Origin of the sequence: Faecalispora sporosphaeroides DSM 1294 (assembly GCA_000383295.1) — a bacterium.
GTDB lineage: Bacteria > Bacillota > Clostridia > Oscillospirales > Acutalibacteraceae > Faecalispora > Faecalispora sporosphaeroides.
In genome coordinates this window covers 319858-339039 of sequence record KB911067.1, presented here as the reverse complement: position 1 = coordinate 339039, position 19182 = coordinate 319858, and the positions used below count along the sequence as shown (strand labels likewise).

General features: G+C 56.1%; 17 protein-coding genes. 7 read left to right on the top strand and 10 right to left on the bottom strand.

Annotated elements, in window-relative coordinates:
* Window positions 1-45: 45 nt before the first annotated feature.
* Window positions 46-798: a YdcF family protein gene (locus G340_RS16430; RefSeq protein WP_033402195.1), complete on the bottom strand. Its 753-nt coding sequence runs from the start codon at window positions 796-798 to the stop codon at window positions 46-48.
* 15 nt (window positions 799-813) lie between these two features.
* Between G340_RS16430 and G340_RS17820 the strand changes: the two genes are divergently transcribed.
* The 4 genes from G340_RS17820 (at window position 814) to G340_RS0105175 (ending at window position 4850) form a co-directional block, all read left to right on the top strand.
* Complete coding sequence (locus tag G340_RS17820; RefSeq protein ID WP_154653103.1) at window positions 814-1056, top strand: hypothetical protein; 243 nt, start codon at window positions 814-816, stop codon at window positions 1054-1056.
* A gap of 77 nt (window positions 1057-1133) precedes the next feature.
* A complete protein-coding gene (serC, locus tag G340_RS0105185) occupies window positions 1134-2219 on the top strand; it encodes a 3-phosphoserine/phosphohydroxythreonine transaminase (RefSeq protein ID WP_020072598.1) in 1086 nt (361 codons plus the stop codon).
* 135 nt (window positions 2220-2354) lie between these two features.
* On the top strand, window positions 2355-3518 hold the full coding sequence (locus G340_RS0105180; protein ID WP_020072597.1) for a 3-phosphoglycerate dehydrogenase family protein: 1164 nt from the start codon (window positions 2355-2357) through the stop codon (window positions 3516-3518).
* A 294-nt stretch (window positions 3519-3812) separates the two neighbouring features.
* On the top strand, window positions 3813-4850 hold the full coding sequence (locus tag G340_RS0105175; protein WP_020072596.1) for a homoserine dehydrogenase: 1038 nt from the start codon (window positions 3813-3815) through the stop codon (window positions 4848-4850).
* A 156-nt stretch (window positions 4851-5006) separates the two neighbouring features.
* Here G340_RS0105175 and G340_RS0105170 read toward each other — a convergent pair whose 3' ends face one another.
* The 5 genes from G340_RS0105170 to G340_RS0105150 all read right to left on the bottom strand — a co-directional run bounded on the left by G340_RS0105170 (window position 5007) and on the right by G340_RS0105150 (window position 10095).
* Window positions 5007-5471, bottom strand: coding sequence for a hypothetical protein (locus G340_RS0105170; RefSeq protein WP_154653102.1), 465 nt, complete (start codon window positions 5469-5471; stop codon window positions 5007-5009).
* Window positions 5472-5609: 138 nt separating this feature from the next.
* Window positions 5610-5885, bottom strand: a complete 276-nt coding sequence (locus G340_RS0105165; RefSeq protein ID WP_020072594.1) for a hypothetical protein — start codon at window positions 5883-5885, stop codon at window positions 5610-5612.
* An 859-nt stretch (window positions 5886-6744) separates the two neighbouring features.
* Window positions 6745-7755, bottom strand: coding sequence for a stage V sporulation protein AD (spoVAD, locus tag G340_RS0105160; RefSeq protein WP_020072593.1), 1011 nt, complete (start codon window positions 7753-7755; stop codon window positions 6745-6747).
* Window positions 7756-7767: 12 nt separating this feature from the next.
* On the bottom strand, window positions 7768-8247 hold the full coding sequence (spoVAC, locus tag G340_RS0105155; protein WP_020072592.1) for a stage V sporulation protein AC: 480 nt from the start codon (window positions 8245-8247) through the stop codon (window positions 7768-7770).
* A 339-nt stretch (window positions 8248-8586) separates the two neighbouring features.
* Complete coding sequence (locus G340_RS0105150; protein ID WP_020072591.1) at window positions 8587-10095, bottom strand: phosphohexomutase domain-containing protein; 1509 nt, start codon at window positions 10093-10095, stop codon at window positions 8587-8589.
* A 230-nt stretch (window positions 10096-10325) separates the two neighbouring features.
* On the opposite strand from G340_RS0105150, the gene G340_RS0105145 reads away from it, so the two are divergent.
* The 3 genes from G340_RS0105145 to G340_RS0105135 all read left to right on the top strand — a co-directional run bounded on the left by G340_RS0105145 (window position 10326) and on the right by G340_RS0105135 (window position 12450).
* Window positions 10326-11003 carry an ABC transporter ATP-binding protein gene (locus G340_RS0105145; RefSeq protein ID WP_020072590.1) on the top strand — a complete coding sequence of 226 codons (678 nt, stop codon included), beginning with the start codon at window positions 10326-10328 and terminating at the stop codon, window positions 11001-11003.
* An 89-nt stretch (window positions 11004-11092) separates the two neighbouring features.
* Window positions 11093-11344 (top strand): hypothetical protein, encoded by a 252-nt coding sequence (locus tag G340_RS0105140; protein ID WP_020072589.1) that lies wholly within the window; start codon window positions 11093-11095, stop codon window positions 11342-11344.
* 149 nt (window positions 11345-11493) lie between these two features.
* On the top strand, window positions 11494-12450 hold the full coding sequence (locus G340_RS0105135) for a ComEC/Rec2 family competence protein (protein WP_033402194.1): 957 nt from the start codon (window positions 11494-11496) through the stop codon (window positions 12448-12450).
* A gap of 268 nt (window positions 12451-12718) precedes the next feature.
* Here G340_RS0105135 and G340_RS0105130 read toward each other — a convergent pair whose 3' ends face one another.
* The 4 genes from G340_RS0105130 to G340_RS0105115 form a co-directional block, all read right to left on the bottom strand.
* Window positions 12719-13567 (bottom strand): transporter substrate-binding domain-containing protein, encoded by an 849-nt coding sequence (locus G340_RS0105130; protein ID WP_020072587.1) that lies wholly within the window; start codon window positions 13565-13567, stop codon window positions 12719-12721.
* 176 nt (window positions 13568-13743) lie between these two features.
* Window positions 13744-14754 (bottom strand): hypothetical protein, encoded by a 1011-nt coding sequence (locus G340_RS0105125; protein WP_154653101.1) that lies wholly within the window; start codon window positions 14752-14754, stop codon window positions 13744-13746.
* 472 nt (window positions 14755-15226) lie between these two features.
* On the bottom strand, window positions 15227-16552 hold the full coding sequence (locus tag G340_RS0105120; RefSeq protein WP_020072586.1) for a glycoside hydrolase family 1 protein: 1326 nt from the start codon (window positions 16550-16552) through the stop codon (window positions 15227-15229).
* A gap of 109 nt (window positions 16553-16661) precedes the next feature.
* Window positions 16662-19094 carry a GH36-type glycosyl hydrolase domain-containing protein gene (locus G340_RS0105115; RefSeq protein WP_020072585.1) on the bottom strand — a complete coding sequence of 811 codons (2433 nt, stop codon included), beginning with the start codon at window positions 19092-19094 and terminating at the stop codon, window positions 16662-16664.
* Window positions 19095-19182: the final 88 nt, after the last annotated feature.

The window sequence follows — 19182 nt, the reverse complement described above, 5'->3', positions numbered from 1 at the left end:
GCGGGCCGTTTGCCGGAACTTCTTTGCCAATGTGCCAATCGTTCTTTAACCCCACGCCAGCGTGGCGGTGAGCGCAAGCAGCTCGCGCGTGTACATGGCAGATAAGATATTGCGCGGGCTTTCGGCGCTCACGGCATAGGGGGTCAGCCCCTGCCGCTTGGCCAGCCACGAGGCGCGCAGCTGGTGATATTCGTCGGTCACGATCGCCGCGTCAAAACCAAGGCTGTGCTTCTCCAGCAGCTCTTTGGAGTACCGGATGTTTTCCTCTGTGCTTTCGGAGCGGTCCTCCAGCAGAATCCGGTCGGCCGAAATGCCGCGCCCGACCAGCTTTTCGCGGATCACCTCGGCTTCGCTGCGGTTTTCTCCCTCGCCCTGCCCGCCGCTCGCGACGCACATGGCTTTGGGGTTTTCTTTCAGGTAGCGCTCCGCCGCGCCGATGCGCGCCCAAAGGTCGAGGCTGGGCTCGTCCCCCCGCACCTGGCTGCCCAGCACGATGGCCGGGATGCTTTTCGGGGGCGTGCGGTTTGCGGCAAGGATCATCTGCACCGTCAGAATCCCGGCCCATAAAAATCCGGCGGTCAGCAGGCCCGATAGAATCCGTGCGCCGGTGCGGTATGTTTTCAGGTGTCCGGCAGTTTCGGCCCGGCGTTTGAGCAGCGGAGCGAATCCGCCCCACAAAAGGAGAAAGACGCACAGTCCGATACCGAGGAAATTTCCGATATTCCAAATGCCGACGCTGCCGGGCCACAGGTACCAGATCAGCCCGGCGGCAGGCAACAGCAAGATCAGCCTTTTCATGGCAACCACTCCTTTTTGAAAATCAGTCTCCGTCTCACGGCTCTTGAAATCGAGCGCGTGCGGGCATTTATCCCGGCCCGTCATTTTCTTTTTTTTCTCTGCGGGCACGGCGTGAAACCGGCTTTTTTCTTTAGTATAACAAAAAAAGCAAAAAATGAAAAGAAACCTGGGGAGAAAGCGGAAAACAAACAGGAACAAATGCCGGAAAAACCCCCGTATGGCCAGAAAAATACGGGCAATATGGCAAACGCTTTTTAAATGTCAGGGAATTGACTTGATTTTTGGAAAGGTCTATAATAAAAATACTATTTTATAAACCAATTGGAGGTTCATTTATGAAACGCGTGTATAACTTTTCTGCGGGTCCTTCCGTCCTGCCGGAAGCGGTTTTGCGCCGCGCGGCAGAAGAAATGTTAGATTACCAGGGCAGCGGCCAGTCCGTTATGGAGATGTCCCATCGATCTAAACTCTTTGAAGGAATCATCGAGTCCGCGGAAAGTTGTCTTCGCGAGCTGATGAACATTCCTGAAAACTACAAGGTGCTGTTTTTGCAGGGCGGCGGCTGGTCGCAGTTTGCGATGATCCCGCTGAACCTGATGGTGAACAGCGGCAAGGCGGATTTTGTCGTAACCGGCCAGTGGGCCGCAAAAGCGCGGGAGGAAGCCTCCCGCTACGGCGAGGCCCGCGTTGTTGCTTCCTCCAAAGACAAGACCTTCAGCTACATTCCCGAGCTTGACCCCGCGACCTTTACGCCGGACGCGGATTACTTCTACATCTGCATGAACAACACCATTTACGGCACCCGCTACACAAAGCTGCCCGAAACCGGGAACGTGCCGCTGGTTGCGGATATTTCCTCCTGCATTCTCAGCGAGCCGATCGATGTTTCCAAATTCGGCCTGCTGTTTGCCGGCGCGCAGAAAAACGTTGCGCCCGCGGGCCTTACCATGGTGATCGTCCGCGAGGATCTGATCGGCCACGCCAAAGAGGTTACGCCCACCATGTTCAATTATAAAATCCACGCGGACAACGGCTCTTTGTTCAACACACCGCCCTGCTATCCGATTTATATCTGCGGGCTGGTGCTGGAGTGGATCAAGAGCGAGTTCGGTTCTTTGGAGGGCATGAAGGCCCACAACGAGAAAAAGGCGGGGATTCTGTACGATTTTCTCGATCAGTCGAAGATGTTCCGCGGCACGGTTGTGAAAAAGGACCGTTCTTTGATGAATGTGCCGTTCGTGACCGGCAGCGACGAGCTGGATAAAAAGTTTGTCAAAGAGGCGGAGGCCGCCGGCTTTGTCAACCTGAAGGGCCACCGCACCGTTGGCGGCATGCGCGCTTCCATTTACAACGCGATGCCCATTGAGGGCGTGCAGAAGCTTGTGGATTTCATGGCGGCGTTTGAAAAGAACAACGCCTGATTCCCCGGCCGTTTCTTCACTGGAAAAGGCGATCCTTCCAACAAAGCCTCTCCCTGCCTTTGGCGGGGCGGGAATTGGCGGCCTTGTCCGGTGAAATGCTTGACAATATGCAGAAAGAACAGAGGGTTCAAAGAGATGTATCGTGTTAAAACACTGAATAATATTGCAGAAGAAGGCCTTTCGCGCCTTGGGCAGGGCTATGAGTACGGCAACGACGTACAAAACCCGGAGGGTATTTTGGTGCGTTCCGCCGCCATGCACGACATGGAGCTGCCGAGTGAGCTGCTGGCCATTGCCAGAGCGGGCGCAGGCGTCAACAACATTCCGGTGGACAAATGCAGCGAGCGCGGCATCGTGGTGTTCAACACGCCCGGCGCCAACGCCAACGCCGTAAAGGAGCTGGCGATCACCGCGCTGTTTTTGACCTCCCGTAAAATTGTGCCCGCAATCGAATGGGCAAAGACCCTGAAGGGCAAGGGCAGCGACGTCGGCAAGCTGGTTGAAAAGGGCAAGGGCCAGTTCGCGGGCCCCGAAATCAAAGGCAAGAGCCTCGGCGTCATCGGCCTTGGCGCAATCGGCATTCTGGTAGCGAACGCCGCCAAGAATCTGGGCATGGAGGTTTACGGCTACGACCCGTACCTTTCCGTGGACGCGGCCTGGGGTCTTTCTCGCTGGGTGCACCACGCCAGAACGCTTGACGAGGTCTTTGCAAACTGCGATTACCTCACCGTTCATGTTCCGCTCACGCCCGACACCAAGGGCCTGATCAATGCCAATTCCATTGCGAAGATGAAGGACGAAGTGCGCATTCTGAACTTTGCGCGCGGCGAGCTGGTCGATACCGCCTCCGTGCTCGACGGCCTGAAATCCGGCAAAATCGCGGCGTACGCCACCGACTTCCCGACCGATGAGCTGATCGGCGTCCAGAATGTGCTGGCGATTCCCCATCTGGGCGCTTCCACCCCTGAATCGGAAGAGAACTGCGCCCGCATGGCGGTGGATGAGCTGAAAGAATACCTTGAGAACGGCAATATCCGCAATTCCGTCAACCTGCCGTCAATCTCCATGCCCCGCGCCCATGCGGTTCGCATCTGCGTGCTCCACCGCAATGTGCGCAATACCATCAGCCGATTCTCCGGCGTGATGGCCAACGCGGGCATCAACATCGAGGATATGCAGAGCAAATCGAGAGGCGATTTTGCCTACACGATTCTGGATGTGACCGGCGAGGTGGACGACGCGGCGCTCGAGCCGATGAGGCAGATGGAGGAAATCATCCGCCTGCGCGTGATTCGCTGAATCTGTTCTGAGTCCGGCGCATACCGCCCCGCGGCAAGTGAGCCGGGTGGAATCATCGAGTGAAATGAACTGCCTTTTTTGGTGGCCGCTGGAACCCAGTGACAATGAAAAAACCTTAAAAGGCAGTTCTTTTTTACCCTTTTGCAGGCGGTGGGGGAGACTTCTCCCCCACCGCCTGATTGTTGGAAAATCGGCCGGGCGTTCTTCTCCACCGCGGGTGAGGGAGAATGCGAACGGTTTGCGAGCCGATTTTCACGCAGCAGGGAAGCTGAAGATAACGGAGGAGAAACGAACATGAGGATTGGTCTGATCGGATACGGCGGTGTGGGGAAGGCCCTGGTCAAGCTGATTACAGAAAAAAGCCCTGCGCTGAAGGAACAGGGAATTGACCTGGAAGTGCTCTACATCATGGGATCGAAAAGGGGGCTTTACAGCCCCAAGGGAATCGACTGCGCCCGATTGCTGGCCGCCTCGAAGGACGGGCAAAGCATAGCGATTGAGGATACGGATGAAAACAGGAAAATCACCCCCGAGTTTATGCTGCGGCAAAAGGATATCGATTTGATGGTGGAGCTGACAGGCACGAATAAGGAAACAGGGGAACCGGCACGGAGCTACATTTTACAAGCGCTGCAAAATAAAATTCATGTCGTCACGGGCAACAAAGGCCCCATTGTGCACGCCTACCGGGAGTTGGAAAAGGCTGCGAAAGAAAACGGAGTATGCCTGGGGATTGGTTGTACCTGCGGCGGGGCGCTGCCCTGTGTCAACGGCGGAACGATCGAAATGGCCGGTTCAGAAGTCTATTCCATTGAGGGTGTGCTGAACGGCACGACCAACTATATTTTAAAAGAGATGGAGGACACCGGCTGCACCTATGAAGCTGCGCTGGAGAAGGCGAAAGCCTGCGGGATTGCGGAAGCAAACCCGAGCTTTGATGTGGATGGGTGGGACACGGCGTTTAAGCTGCTGATTCTGACCAATGTGGTGATGAAGCAGGACAAAAAGCTGTCCGACATCCAAATAGAGGGGATTGCCAGCCTGACGCCACAGGACATACAAACAGCCCGAACAGAGGGCAAGCGGTATAAGCTGATCGGGCGCACAACGCGGGAGGGGGAAACGCTGCGGATGAGGGTCGGGCCCGAAAAGCTGGGCGCGGAGCATCTTCTGTATCACGTGGACGGCAAAAATAAGGCAGTCCGGTACGAATCGGATACGCTGGGGGAGCTGACGCTGATTGGCGGGGCGTCGGGCACTACGGCTGCCGCCGCCTCTATTCTAAGGGATATCGTCTCTGTTTGCCGCCGGTTTTTACCGCGGCCACTCTAAAAAGATGGGCCGCTGCAAATGCGCCCGCTGAAAAACAGTGTGCAAAAATGCGCTTTGATCCAGCCTTGCCTAGATCAAAGCGCATTTCTTGTTTATCGGAATGCCGTCGCAAATTTGCTTTGCGGCAGCTTTCTCCCGAGCCGATACCGGAGTGGATTAAAAGAGATCGGACAGAGTCACCTGACCGGAGAGCAGCTCGTTCAAAGGGATACCCAGGAACACGGTAAGGCTGAATAACGCCGCCATCAGCAAGATCACGGCGGAGATCAGGCTGCCCGCAATGGGCCAAAAGCGTTTTGCGGCCGGGGTCTGCTCCTGCTCCCAAAAGGGCTCGACGTCGCGTGCTCTGTCTGCGCGGAGTTTTTGAACCAGTCTGTACACAGCGATACCTGTGCCGCACAGCAGCACGATGGCAAGCAGTAAATAAAACCAGTGTGTGCCGGAGCCCTCCGCTGGAAAAAGCCTTTTCAGAAAAATCAGGAGTGGAATGGCAATCGAAATTCCTTTCATCCAAACGCTTTCCTCTTTTTTCTCCGAATTTTCCTCTAATTCTTTCTTCATCATGGTTTCTCCCCGCGGCATAATGTTTTCAAATAACACGATCATTATATAGTTTACCATATTTGGTGGGACGGTGCAATTTTCTGCCGGGGATTATCGCGGAAGAAGGGCCTGTGAGGAACCGCCTTTCGCTGAGCGGCGCGATTTTGGCTTACCGCTCCAGAAAACCCGTTATGTTCCAAATCAGGCAGACCAAGTTCAAACCAGCGCAAGCGTGTACCAAAGCATCTGCCTGCGGCGAATTTGCCGCGGGGCTTCTGCCCCTTCGTTTTGGTAATAGCGCCGCATCCGCCCCCAGTCATACAGAAAATAAACCAGAAGGAGAAAGAACAAAGCGATGTCCGCAAGTTCAAACCAGTACCGGATGGGGCACCAGAGCGGGTAGTAACTCTTGCTTTGGCGGATAAGAAGAGCAACAATGCAAAGAATCAGAATAGTTCGTGAAAACCAGTTATGTTTGCTTTTATATTTCATAAGGCATCCCTGCTTTCTGAAATACTCTCATTCATCCTTACCTCTCTATGATAACGATGAATGAGAGTAACATAGCATTGCAATGGAAATTGTCAATCAATATTGAGATATGCCTCCGAAAGCGAAAGGCCGCCGCAAAATTGCGGCGGCCTTTCGAAAAGAGCTAAAATAATGGCGATCCTAAAAATTGAGAAAAATTTAGAATACTTGCAAAAATGCAGAGAATGAATAGGATCGCATTCCAAAATAGTTGTCTGTTTCGAACTTTGCTTGGAACCTGTGCTTCTTCTTTTTGGTAATAGCGCCGCATTTGCACCCAGTCATATAAAAAGTAAACAAATAATAAGAGAAACAGAATCGCATAGGCTAGATCAAACCAACGCGGAGTAGGATTCCAAGGTGAGTACGATTTTGTCCATTCATCGAAGATGAGCAGAACAATTAGAATCAGAAGAGGGAGTCCTTTTCGATCATTTCCATATTTCATAATTTATATCTGTAATCATAGCTGCCAATTTTTCCAGTATAGTTCTTATTTTTATAAAAGGTGTAATAATTTGCGGTTACTGGACGAGATGTTGTTACAGGATCAATGTAGTACATTAGAGTTAACATAGTGCTTATGAATCTTTTCAACATTATCTTTCACCTTCCTTAAATAAATGTATTGCTTAATTAATATCAAAAGCTTTTGATATTTGCACATTACCATATTATGTAAATTGTGTCAATGATTGTTTCAGGAAAATAAACGGATTGGATATTCCAATTTTGTAATAATTGTTAATAACATAAAAAATACAGGCTTCCCAATTGATTCAAGAAGCCTGCAATCTTTTGTAGAAATATTTTGCTCATATTATGCAGAGGTCAAATGCACCAGATGTGCCACACCGGGTACGCTTTCTCCCTGCTGCTGAGAGGTGGTGGAGGTCAGCGCGCCGGTGGCGATAAACAGCACATTGTTCAGCTCGCGGCTTTGCAGGCGCCGCAGGATCACCGAGCAAAGCACCGAGGCCGAGCAGCCGCAGCCGGAGCCGCCTGCGTGCACATCCTGTTTTTCGCGGTCGTACAGCATCATGCCGCAGTCGTTGTGAACGTCTGTGATGTCGAGGTTGTTGTCGGCCAAAATCTGGCGGACCAGCTTGGTGCCGATCAGCCCCAGGTCGCCGGTTAAAATCAGGTCGTAATCCTTCGGCATCGTGCCGGTATCCTGCAGAAAATCCGAAATGGTCTGCGCGGCCGCCGGGGCCATCGCAGCACCCATGTTGGCGGCGTCCTTGATGCCGAGATCCACAATGCGACCCACGGTTACGTCGGCGACGAACGGGCCCTTTCCGCTCGTGCCCACAATCACCGAGCCGGAGGCCGTGGCTGTCCACTGTGCGGTGGGGGTTCGCTGCCCGCCATATTCCAGCGGCAGGCGGAACTGCCGCTCTGCCGAGCAGAAGTGCGAGGAGGTGACGGCCGCCGCCTTGCGGGCCGCGCCGCTTTCCACTACAATCGAGGCCAGCGCCAGCGTTTGCGCCATGGTGGAGCACGCGCCGAACTGCCCTAAAAAGGGGATGTCCAGACTGCGCAGGCCAAAGGTGGAGGAAAGGCACTGGTTGAGCAGGTCGCCCGCAAAAATGTAGTCAATATCCTGTGCGGTTACGCCCGCTTTGCGCAGCGCCAGATTCACGGCCTCCGTTTGCAGGCGGCTTTCCGCCTTTTCCCAGCTGCTTTCCCCCAGCGTCGTATCTTCAAAGGAAAGATCAAAAAAACTGCTTAACGGCCCCTGCATCTCTTTTTTGCCCACAACAGAGGCAAAGCCCTCGATTGTGGGCCGGTTGGTCATCTGCAGGGTGTAGCGTCCGATTCGTTGTGCCATGTTTTGCCCTCCTCAGTACCAGCCAAACAGGTAAATGATGATTCCGTATACCACCGATGAGCAGATGCCGTACACCAGAACCGGCCCGGAGATTACGAACATTTTTGCGCCGATGCCCATCACGTAGCCTTCTGGCTTAAATTCCATGGCGGGCGACACCATCGAGTTTGCAAAACCCGTAATGGGCACGAGCGTGCCGGCACCCGCGTGCTTTGCCAGATTATCGTAAATTTTCAGTGCGGTGAAAATCGCGGTCAGGGCGATCAGTGTGGTGGATTCCGCCGCGCGCGCCTCCTTCAAATCCAGGCCGGAGCTTTGGAACCAGTTTACCAGGAACTGGCCGAATGTGCAGATTGCTCCGCCCACCAAAAACGCCATCAGGCAGTTTTTCAGGATTGGACTGGGCGGCGATGCTTTCTCCGTCATTTTGGAGTATTCTTCTTTTGTCATTTTTTTCAACAGATTCATCCCCTTTTGTGATTGCGTTAACATTGCTATCTTTTCCTTTGGGCAACGGAATATGCAAAAAAACGCCGCGGCTGGCTATGCTAACGCAAGCGCGGCGTTTCATCGTATTCTATTTTTTGGATCAAATTTGATTTATATTATTTTTTTCTAAAGTTTCTATTAGCGCTGGGCTTGCTTGTACGCGCAATTGCGGTGCGGACTGCAAAAATCACTTTTTAAAAACCCAGAGAAGGTTCGGGCTCAGCCTGCAAAAAAATCCCGCGCTCGGGCATGCTAACCCAAGCGCGGGATTTGAGGTTCTGCTTGACTGCGGCGAAAGCTTTTTATAAAATGCCGCTGGCTTTCTTTTGCCCAAATATGCGGTTAACCCAGCAGAGGGGCAAGGTTCAGGCCGCTGCAGGTGGTGAGGAACGTTACAAGCTTTTCGCGGATCATCTGTACGCCGCCCACCGCGTCACTTTCAATGTTCAGCGGCATAATAGGGTCGTGCACGCTCAGGCGCAGCAGGAACCAGCCTTCGCCTTCTCCCTTCCCGAACGATACGCGCAGCCCCTCGTGGTTGTCCGGCGCAATCTGCCAGCCCTGCCGCATGGCATACTGTTCCAGATCGGCAAGGATTTTCTCGCCGCATTCGCGGAACGCCTCTTCGGTGATCGGCAGGCGAATTTCCGTCGCTTCCTTCGGTTCGGCCAGCGGTTCGAGCAGACTTTCGAGCGTTTTGCCCTCTTTGCGCAGCACCGCCAGCTGGATGATAATCTTCGTTACCAGATAAGCGCCGTCGTCGAGAAAATAATTTTCGCGCATGGCCGCGTGGCCAGAGGTTTCTATCGCCAGCGGGCAGTTGATTCCCGCTTCATTGAGCCGAATGGCCTCGTTGATCACATTTTTATAGCCGCGCTTAAAGCGGTGGTGAACGCCGCCGAGCGTCGTTTCAATGTAGCGCTTGAGGCCGTCGGAGGTGATGGAGTCGGTTACGATCGTGCCGCCGTCGTTGCCCTCGAGCGCAATCGCGGAGGCCAGCGCGACCAGACGGTTGCGGTTGATCTCCTTGCCCTGGCTGTCCACCGCGCCGCCGCGGTCTACGTCGGTGTCGAAGATCACGCCCAAATCCGCGCCCGAAGCAACGGTTGCGTCGCACACGGAATCCATGGCCTGTTGATTCTCCGGATTCGGCACGTGATTCGGGAACATGCCGTCCGGGTCGAGAAACTGGCTGCCGTTGATGTCCGCGCCGAGCGGCTCGAGCACGTCGTAGGCGTAAAAGCCGCCGGCTCCGTTCCCGGCGTCCACCACAATGTGGAAGCCCTCCAGCGGGCGGTCGTAGTTTTCCGCGTTCACGCCCTGCTTGATGATGTTGCGCAGGTGCGCGCAGTAGATTTTCATGTGGTCGCTCGGCTCCACACTGCCGGGCCTGTCCGCCGCGGGGGCTTTGCTTTCCTGCGCGTACAGCAGCAGAGCTTCGATGTCGGGCGCGTCCAGCCCGCCGGTTTTCACAAAGAATTTCAGCCCGTTCCGGTTGAACGGATGATGGCTGGCGGTAATCTGGATTGCGCCGTCGCAGGGGATGTCCAGCGTCGCCATAAACATGGACGGCGTTGAGGCAAGGCCGCAGTCAAACACGTGAATTCCGCAGCCGGTGAGGGCACGGGTGACCACCGCGCTGATGCGGGGAGCGGAGATACGCGAGTCGTGGCCCAGTGCCACAGAAAGCTCGCCCGGCGCCTTGCGCGTTTTTTCTGAGAGCCACAGGGCAAAGCCGCGCGCAATGCGCTCAATCACTTCGTCGGTCAGGTTGACCGGCTCGGGGCCTTCACTGGCTACCCCGCGAATGTCGGTGCCGCTTTTGAATTGCTTCCATTCTTTTGTCAGCATAAAATCCTGCTCCTTTTATAGTGGGCGCGGGCGCGCCGAAAATAAATCGGGAATTGTAACTCTATTATAGAATAAAGCGGCGGGAAAGTATAGCCCAATCCGCTGGATAAAATGACTTTATGCAAAAGCCGCGATTCTTTTCGCCGAAGACGGGAAAAACACGAAAAAGGCTTCTTAATCGCAGGCGCGGGCAGGCTGTGCCGCCCGTAAAATCAAAAGGAGGAATTGTCATGGAGCTCATTCGCATTGAGGGAATCGAAAAACGGTACTGGAACGGAGAGGAGGAAATCCGCGCGCTCGACGATTTGAACCTGAACATTAAGGAGGGGGAGTTTGTCGCGATCGTCGGGCCCTCGGGCAGCGGAAAATCGACGCTGATGAACCTGCTGGGGTGTCTGGATCTTCCCACGGCAGGCGAATATTACTTAAACGGAGAGAATGTGGCGAAGATGTCGGAGGATCGGCTGTCGCGCATCCGCAATACGGAGATCGGCTTTGTCTTTCAGGGCTATAACCTCATCCCCACGCTCGACGCGATGGAAAACGTGGAGCTGCCGCTTGTATACCGCGGCCTGCGCAAAACAGAGCGGCGGGAGCTGAGCCGGGAGGCGCTGACGCGGGTCGGGCTTGAGAACCGGCTGTTCCACCGCCCGGGGCAGATGAGCGGAGGCCAGCAGCAGCGCGTGGCGATCGCCAGAGCCATCGCGGCCCGCCCGCCGGTGATTCTGGCGGACGAGCCGACGGGAAACCTCGATTCGCAGTCGGGGCAGGAGGTGATGGAGATTCTGAAAAGCCTGAACGGCGAGGGCAGAACGGTGATCCTCATTACGCACGACGACAGAATCGCGGCGCAGGCCCACAGAAAAATCCGGATACAGGACGGCAAAATCATAGAAATCAGTTCTTGATGTTCGGTTGACAAATAAGGGGAACCTGATATAATATTAGTGACTTTAAGGCGGTACGGGTACCCTTATTTGAAACGGGGGAGTTTTCTATGGGAAAATCTGTTTTGGAATTACATGATCTGGATGTGCCCGGTTTTATTCGGGTATTGGAGAAATGCAAGGGGAATGTGTTTTTGGTAACACGCGAAGGGGATCGCCTGAATCTGCGCAGCAAGCTTTCTCAGCTGATGGGTTTGACCCACCTGATTGAGGGCGGCAAAATTGCGGAGGCGTTTTTGGAGTGCGAAGATCCCGAAGACGAGAGCATGCTGTTTCGCTATAATCTGTTTCAAAAACCTTGAATAAGTTTTCCAGCGGAAAAGCCGAAAGCGGTTTGAAACGGTTTTGAAAGGTGATTTGCGCTTTGCCAGGGCTTTTGCGCAGCGGTTTCCTTTCAGCTGGAATACGGATGAAAAAAAGCAAAGGCCGCTCCAAACGAGCGGCTTTTTTATTGAAAGGATTGTTTCCCATCACACGGCGAAAGAAAGAATCTATTCCGGCGCTGTTTGCAGCGGTTATCTTAATTATAGCGGCGTGGTTTTTTGCGTCCGATCCGGAGCGAGGCCCCGGCGGCCTCAGCGTTCCGTCCAGCGATGCCGTCGGCAGCGAAACGGGCGATATCTCCGTTTATTACCTCGATGTCGGCCAGGGGGACAGCGAGCTGATCCGTCTGCCGACCGGTGAAAATATATTGATTGACGCCGGCCTTTCCGACGGAGCAGAGCATCTCACGGCGTATCTGGAGCAGCTTGGCGTGCACAAAATCGATTACCTGATCGCGACCCATCCGCACGCGGATCATATCGGCGGGATGGCGAAGGTCATCAGCGAACTGGAGATCGGCAAGATCTATCTGCCCAAGGTGGCGGACGACCAGGTTCCCACCACGCGCGTTTACGAGAATATGCTCGACGCGGTGAAAAAGAAGGGCCTGCGCCTGACGCAGGGCAAGGCGGGCATGACAGTTCTGGAGCAGGACAACGCACGGCTCGAGTTTTTAGCCCCGGCAAAGGACGAGTACAATGACCTGAACAACTACTCCATCGTAGCCAAGCTGACCTTCGGAAAGCGCACCTTTTTATTTACCGGAGACGCGGAGAAGGAAAGTGAGCAGCAGATGGTGAAAAAATACGGTGACAGTCTGCGCAGCGATGTGCTGAAGGTTGGGCATCACGGCAGCAGCAGTTCTACCACAGCCGGCTTCCTGAAGGCTGTGTTGCCCCAGTACGCGATTATCTCCTGCGGGAAGGACAACGATTACGGCCACCCGCACAAAGAAATTCTCAGCCGCCTTTCCGCAGCCAAGGTGAAGGTCTACCGCACAGATGAGCAGGGAACCATTCTGGTGAGCAGCGACGGAACCGATTTAACGGTAAAGACGGGGCTTCCATTGCTGGCGGCATCGTGAACAAATTATTTAACAGAGAAAAGCCTGTGCTGTTGTTCAGCGCGGGCTTTTGATTTTGACACTTCTGTTTTAGGAACTTCGCTCTACTTTTTTCTGTAATGTTCTTTCTGTGAGGAACCTCACGGAGACATTCTGCTGGCACGAGGGGCAAGCGGAACTTCCATGGGAGGCAGCTCGCGGAAAAAACACTCTTTCAGACCGGAATTCAAAGAAAAAAGCCCCTGCGCAAATGCGCAGGGGTTCTCTGCTTTTTCAGAGCCTGTTCAACCTATAAGGTGGAAGAGGCAGCGGACAAATCTGTTCCGAACCATTTTTTGGAAAGCTTTGAAATCGTTCCGTCCCCAGACAGTTCGTTCAGCGCTTCCTGCACTTTAACGGTCAGGCTTTCGTCCGCCTTTCGGAACGCAACGGAATAATTTCCGGTTTCGAGCGTTTCGGCAGGATCAGACTCGGTTTGTCCCAAAATACGGTATTGCTTGGGTGCCTGCTTCAGATAATATTCGGCGGACACCTCATCCATAATTACGGCGCTGATTTTTTTGCTGTCGAGGGAGCTTTTGGCCTGAGCGTAATCCTGATACGTTCCCAGCTGCTTCAGGCAGCTCTTGAACGCGGTGGAGGCCTCTACCGCCTGCTGGCCGCCGGAGCCTGCTTTTACGCCTACCCGTTGGCCTTTCAGATCGGCCAGATTATTCAGCGGGCCGTCGGCCAGCGCGAACACAACCTGATTGCTCTTCATATAACCGAACGTCAGGTTCGACGATTCGCTCTGCTGAGTGGGCTTGCTGTAACTGCTCCAGAAGCAGTCGATCTCATCGTTGTTCAGGGCCTGCTGGGCCTTGGAAGGGGAAAGCGTTTTAAACTCGACCGCAACGCCAAGTTCCTGCGCTACCTCGCGGGCACTCTCTACGGCAAATCCCGTCAGATTCCCGTCTTTGTCGTAAAAAGACAACGGCTCAAAGTTTTCTTCCACACCTACGACCAGTGTGTCTTTCGTCCGTACCGTATTCCAGGACGGATCTGTGGGAGAAGAGGAGCTCGAACTGACTCCGGAGCAGCCTCCCATAGAAAATCCAATGGCACACACCGCCAGCAGGGCCGAAAGTGCTTTTTTCATATTCAGATTCTCCTCTTTGGAATATCTTTTATTTGGGAAAAGTTAAAACTTTTTTATTAGTGTAACATATTTGTAATTATTTTACCCAAAAAAGATTCAAAGGTAAAGCGAATATGAAGATTTTTTACATATTGTTCACAAACTAGAAACAATTGGCTCCCTGAAGATGTGTTTTTCTACCCTTTTGGGGATTCTTCCGGCGGAATGTTCTTAAAAAACTTATCCCAGTCAAAGCCGTCGCGGTCCGGGCCGCTGGTTCGGCCGGAGCTGATATCGGTGTATTCGCCGGAGGGAAGATTGGGGGCCTGCTCCGGTGCCTGAATTGCCTGTGGCCGTGCCGGAGCGGCGGGCGGTGCGCCTTGAACGGGTGCTTGAGGGGAAGGGGCCGGAGCCTTTTTGGTTGCGGGCTTCGGCATGGGGATGGCGGGCAGCGGGCCGGTAACGCCCACAGGGGCGGAACGCCTTTTGCGGAGGAAGAACTGGCGGTATACGAACAGAACCACACCGGCCACACCGGCGAGAATCAGCGCGATGCCGCCGAGAAGCAGGCTCGAGGTGCCGCCGGAGGAGCTGCCGTTTGTCGGCGTATCCTCCCGCAAAAACCCGTCGGTGCTGGCAAGGCTGCTGCCCGCGCCGGAAAGCAGGCCCTGTAAATCCTCGGGGGTAAAGTCGGTGGGCGTGCGGCTGTCCGGCTTGGCGGAAGCCACGCCGGCGGGCGGCGCAACATATACCGGCGCTTTGGAAGAGGCCGGCTCGCGGCTGGCGGGTTTGGAGGAAGGATCGGTTTTGCCGGGCTCTTCGGCAGGCTGGCTGCTTACCGGCTCGTCGGGATTGCTCGCGACGCCGCTTTCGGTTCCGCTGCTCTGGTCAGGGGCGGAGCTGCTTTGCCCGTTCGTATCGGAGGAGTTCTGGGTTTCCCCGCCGCTCGAGGTTTCGGGATCAGTCTGCCCGCCGCCGCTTGGTTCGGCAGCGCTGCTGGAAATATCGGGCGGGCGCGGAGCGTCGTCTACAGAGTCCTGCGAAACGCCGGCGGTGATCTGTTGCCCCTGCGAGGGGATGTCGCTGGTCGCGAAAGCGGTGGCGGAAAAAATCGACAAACTGAAAAGAACGGCTGCAGCCGCAGGAAGAAGCTTGCGCCGTTTGCGGGTAGAGATATCCATGGTACAGAAGCCTCCGGTCGTTAACATTCTGAAAAGTAAATTGGCTTTATCATAGCACAAAACCGGAAAAAAATACAACCAGGATTTGATGAACGGATTTAAAATTCTTTCCGCTTTCCTTTGAAAACAGATAAAAACAGATCAATTTGGCGGGCGTTTCGGTGAAAATGAAATAGATTTTTCGTTGTGACGAACAGGGAGGAGAATCCCCTCGACTTTGGGCGAACCCTCTCAGCCAAAGCATTTCGCAGAAAGCCGAGAATTATCAGAAGACTGCCTGGAGCGCTGCGTTAGCCTGGCGCAAAAGCAGTGTTTCACATGCTTTGGGCGGCAGTGGTTCGGTTTTGGGTGCGAAGGGAGAGCGAAACGCGTTTCCGGCCGCAGGCGCGGCGAATCCCCGGATGCAGAGCGCTGTCCGCGTCCGGGGGTCGCGGCCCGGGAGGGAACCGGGCCGGTTTGTACCAAAACCGGGAGAAATGGAGGGAAGATGTGATGACCGCTATAAAAGCCGCCCGTTCGTCCGTACGGTGCGGGCGTACCATGCGGCGGAATCCTTCAGGATGCGGCGCTGGGTGGGGTAATGTACGTACACAAGGCCCATCCGCTCATCGTAGCCGTTGTGCCATTCAAAGTTGTCGGTCAGGCTCCAGTGAAAATATCCCTTCACCGGTACGCCTCCCGCGCAGCATTCGCGCAGCTCCAGCAGGTAGCGATGCAGAAAATCGATGCGGTCGGGGTCGTGCACCCTTCCGTCGAGAAAAATCCGGTCGTTGCAGGATTGCCCGTTTTCGGCAATGTACATCGGCAGGCGGTACCGCCGGTACAGCCAGTGGGGGCCGTAGCGCATCACCTGCGGCGTGACCGGCCATTTCAGCGCGGTGCGCGGGAATCCCGGAATCCGCTCCACATATTCCCCGTGTTCATCCACCTGAGTGCCGTTGTAAACGTTCACAGCAAGAAAATCCAGCGGCTGCCGAATCACCTGCCAGTCCTCTGGCGGAATGCTGTCGGCAAGCCCCTGCAGCTCGGGCGGGAGGTAGCCGAGAAGAGCGGCGTCGAGAAACCAGGTGTGAGTAAACCACCACCGATCCTCCTGCGCAAGAAAAGAGGCGCGTTCGGCGGCGGCGCGGTTTTCGGCAGTGTCGTGCAGGGGGTAGCACAGCTTGCCGGTGGAGGCGGCGCCGATCTGCACCGGCTCTTTACTCGCCCGGCGAATGGCCTGCACTGCCAGCCCGTGCGCCAAAAGCGCGTTGGCGGCGCAGGCGAACAGCCCGGGTTCCTCCAGGCACAGGCCCGGGGCGTGCTCACCCGTGCCGTAGCCCAGCCCGACAAAGCACTGGGGCTCGTTCAACGTGCAGTAATGGCGCACCCGTCCCGCAAAGTGCCGGGCCACAAAGCCCGCGTACTCCGCAAACGCCAGCGCGGTTTCGCGGCTGCGCCAGCCCCCCCGGTGTTCCAGCGCCAGGGGCAGATCCCAGTGGTACAGTGTCACGAAAGGAGTGATCCCTTCGGCCAGCAGCAGGTTGATCAGATCATCGTAATAATTGAGGCCCGCGCGGTTCGGCTCGCCGCGCCCGTCGGGGAACACGCGGGGCCACGAGAGGGAGAACCGATAAGCTGAAAGGCCGAGCTGCTTTAAAAGCTGTACATCCTCGCGGAAACGCCGCAGGCCGTCGCAGGCGACGTCGCCCGTCTCATGGTTCCGGATCGCCCCGGGGCGGGCGCAGAACTCATCCCAGATGCTGTCGCCGCGCCCGGAGCGATCGCCCTCCGTCTGGTAGGAGGAGCTTGCGGCTCCCCAGACAAACTCTTTTGGAAATTCCATAGGCACCTCACTGGATCGTTCGTTTTCTTTTGTGGCCTGACGCGGGTGCGGCGGTTTCTTCCGCGGCAGGCGGGGAAGAAACCGCCGCTTTTTTTAAGGCGGTATCGCTTTACAGCGGCAAGAGCACTTCGACCGTGCACTCGGCTTGGCCGGGCCGGTGCGGGATCAAATCGTCCGGCAGGCGCCGGCCGTCCGCGGAGATGCCGGCGGATTCACCCGCTTGTGCGCGGCGTACCGAAATATGGTAGACGGTGCCGCGAAAGGCACGGGTCACCCGGTAGTGCGAAAACTCCCGCGGCAGGCAGGGACGAATCCGCAGGCCGTCGAAATCCGGCTGAATGCCGAGGATTGCCTGACTGATGTTGACGAACGCCCACGCGGCGGTTCCGGTGAGCCAGCTGTTTTTTGCCTCGCCGTACCGGGGCGCGCCGCGCCCAGCGATCATCTGGCTGTATACATAGGGCTCTGTGCGGTGAATTTCGCTGTACTCCTCCACCCACGCGGGGCAGGTTCTGCGGTACAGGTCGAACGCGTTTTCGCCGTCGCCCAGAACGGTGTGGGCGATGCTGAGCCACGGATTGTTGTGGCAGAACACGGCGCCGTTTTCTTTGTATCCGGGCGGGTAGCTGGTGATTTCGCCCAGCTCTTTGTGGTAGCGGGTGTAGCAGGGGGTCAGCAGCTCTACGCCGAAGCGGTTGCCCAGCAGCTCGCGGGCACTTTTGAGCGCCCGGGGGGCCAGCCCCTGCCGCGCGCCGATGCCCGCCATCACGCAGAAGCCCTGCGGCTCAATGTAAATTTTTCCCTCGCTGCATTCGCGGCCGCCCACCTTTTGTCCCGCGGCGTCGTAGGCGCGCAGGAACCATTCGCCGTCCCAGCCGTGTTCCAGCACGGCGGCTTCCATCTGCCGCACGCACCGCTCCACGAACCGCTGTTCCTCCGCGTCGCCGTAGCGGCGGCAGATTTCCGCGTACTCGCGCCCGTATTTCACAAACATGGCGGCGATCAAAACGCTCTCCGCCGTTTCGCCGTCGTAATTTTGTGTGGTCTGAAAGCTCTCGCCCGGTTCCTCCGAAAAGCAGTTCAGGTTCAGGCAGTCGTTCCAGTCGGCCCGGCCGATCAGCGGCAGACCGTGCGGCCCCAAGTGGTCTAGCGTGTAGGCGATGCTGCGCCGCAGATGCTCAAACAGCGTCCGCTCCGAGCCCGCCCGGTTGTCGAAGGGCACCGGCTCGTTCAAAATGCCGCCGTCGCCCGTTTCGCGCAAATAGGCGGCGGTGCAGGCGATGAGCCACAGCGGGTCGTCGTTAAAGCCGGAGCCCACGTCGGCGTTGCCTCGTTTGGTCAGCGGCTGGTATTGGTGATAGGTGCTGCCGTCCTCAAACTGAATGGCGGCAATGTCGAGAATGCGCCGGCGCGCGCGGTCGGGGATCAGATGAACGAATCCGAGCAGATCCTGGCAGCTGTCGCGAAAGCCCATGCCGCGCCCGGTTCCGCTCTCAAAATAGCTGGCGCTGCGGCTCATGTTGAACGTGACCATGCATTGGTACTGGTTCCACACGTTCACCATGCGGTTCAGCCGGTCGTTTTCGCTCTCGAGGGAAAAGCGGCTTAAAAGGGCGTCCCAGTAGTCCGCAAGCTCACGGAGCGCGGCGCGGGCCTGCTCCGGTTGGGCGAACTGCTCCATCAAACGACGCGCGGGCGCTTTTTGAATCACGTCCGGCGCTTCCCATTTTTCTTCGGGCGGCAGCTCCGCGTAGCCCAGTACAAAAACCAGCTCACGGCTCTCGCCGGGCCTAAGAACAAGATCGATGCGGTGGGAGGCGATGGGGAACCACCCGCTGGCGATGCTGTTAAAGCTGACGCCCTCTTGAACCGCCGCGGGGGCCTCCCACGAGCCGAACGGCCCGAGAAAGCGCTCCCGGTCGGTATCGAACCCGCTGATGGGAGCGTTGACACCATAGAATGCGTAGTGATTTCTGCGCTCGCGGTATTCGGTTTTGTGGTACAGCACGTTGCCGTCCGCCTCCACCTCGCCGATGCTCAGATTCCGCTGAAAATTCTGCGCGTCGTCCACCGCGTTCCACAGGCACCATTCCAGCGCGCTGTAAAGCTGAATCGTTTTCTCTGCGCCCGACGTGTTTTCAAGGCGCAGAAGATTGACCTCGCAGGGCTTCCCCAGCGGTACAAAGCAGGTCAGCTCCGCACGAATTCCGCACCGCAGGCCCTCCAGCACGGTATAGCCGAGGCCGTGGCGGCAGCGGTAATCCTCCAGCTTCGTTTTGCACGGCAGAAAGCCGGGGCTCCAGAGGTCGCCGCCGTCTTTTATGTAGTAGCGCCGACCGCCCATGTCCGCGGGCACCTCGTTGTAACGGTAACGGGTGATGCGCCGCAGCTTGGCGTCCCTATAAAAGCTGTAGCCGCCCCCGGTGTTCGAGATCAGGCTGAAAAAGCCGTCGTTCCCCAGGTAGTTGATCCACGGCAGGGGGGTGGCCGGGGTTTGTATTACATATTCTCTGGCGCGGTCGTCAAAGTATCCGTATTTCATGGCGCTTCATCCTCATGTTATAATTTTCAAATCAGCCTTTTTTCACGCAGCAAGCTTTAAAGCAAAACCGGTTTAAAGCGCGCGGGAA

Bases quoted from the DNA above. Each gene is read 5' to 3' on its own strand.
- spoVAC (WP_020072592.1), bottom strand. From the start codon at position 8,247: ATGTTAACGCAATCACAAAAGGGGATGAATCTGTTGAAAAAAATGACA.
- serC (WP_020072598.1), top strand. From the start codon at position 1,134: ATGAAACGCGTGTATAACTTTTCTGCGGGTCCTTCCGTCCTGCCGGAA.
- G340_RS0105180 (WP_020072597.1), top strand. From the start codon at position 2,355: ATGTATCGTGTTAAAACACTGAATAATATTGCAGAAGAAGGCCTTTCG.
- G340_RS0105175 (WP_020072596.1), top strand. From the start codon at position 3,813: ATGAGGATTGGTCTGATCGGATACGGCGGTGTGGGGAAGGCCCTGGTC.
- G340_RS0105145 (WP_020072590.1), top strand. From the start codon at position 10,326: ATGGAGCTCATTCGCATTGAGGGAATCGAAAAACGGTACTGGAACGGA.
- spoVAD (WP_020072593.1), bottom strand. From the start codon at position 7,755: ATGGCACAACGAATCGGACGCTACACCCTGCAGATGACCAACCGGCCC.
- G340_RS0105150 (WP_020072591.1), bottom strand. From the start codon at position 10,095: ATGCTGACAAAAGAATGGAAGCAATTCAAAAGCGGCACCGACATTCGC.
- G340_RS0105140 (WP_020072589.1), top strand. From the start codon at position 11,093: ATGGGAAAATCTGTTTTGGAATTACATGATCTGGATGTGCCCGGTTTT.
- G340_RS0105170 (WP_154653102.1), bottom strand. From the start codon at position 5,471: ATGGTAAACTATATAATGATCGTGTTATTTGAAAACATTATGCCGCGG.
- G340_RS0105120 (WP_020072586.1), bottom strand. From the start codon at position 16,552: ATGGAATTTCCAAAAGAGTTTGTCTGGGGAGCCGCAAGCTCCTCCTAC.
- G340_RS16430 (WP_033402195.1), bottom strand. From the start codon at position 798: ATGAAAAGGCTGATCTTGCTGTTGCCTGCCGCCGGGCTGATCTGGTAC.
- G340_RS0105115 (WP_020072585.1), bottom strand. From the start codon at position 19,094: ATGAAATACGGATACTTTGACGACCGCGCCAGAGAATATGTAATACAA.
- G340_RS0105165 (WP_020072594.1), bottom strand. From the start codon at position 5,885: ATGAAATATAAAAGCAAACATAACTGGTTTTCACGAACTATTCTGATT.
- G340_RS0105130 (WP_020072587.1), bottom strand. From the start codon at position 13,567: ATGAAAAAAGCACTTTCGGCCCTGCTGGCGGTGTGTGCCATTGGATTT.
- G340_RS0105125 (WP_154653101.1), bottom strand. From the start codon at position 14,754: ATGTTAACGACCGGAGGCTTCTGTACCATGGATATCTCTACCCGCAAA.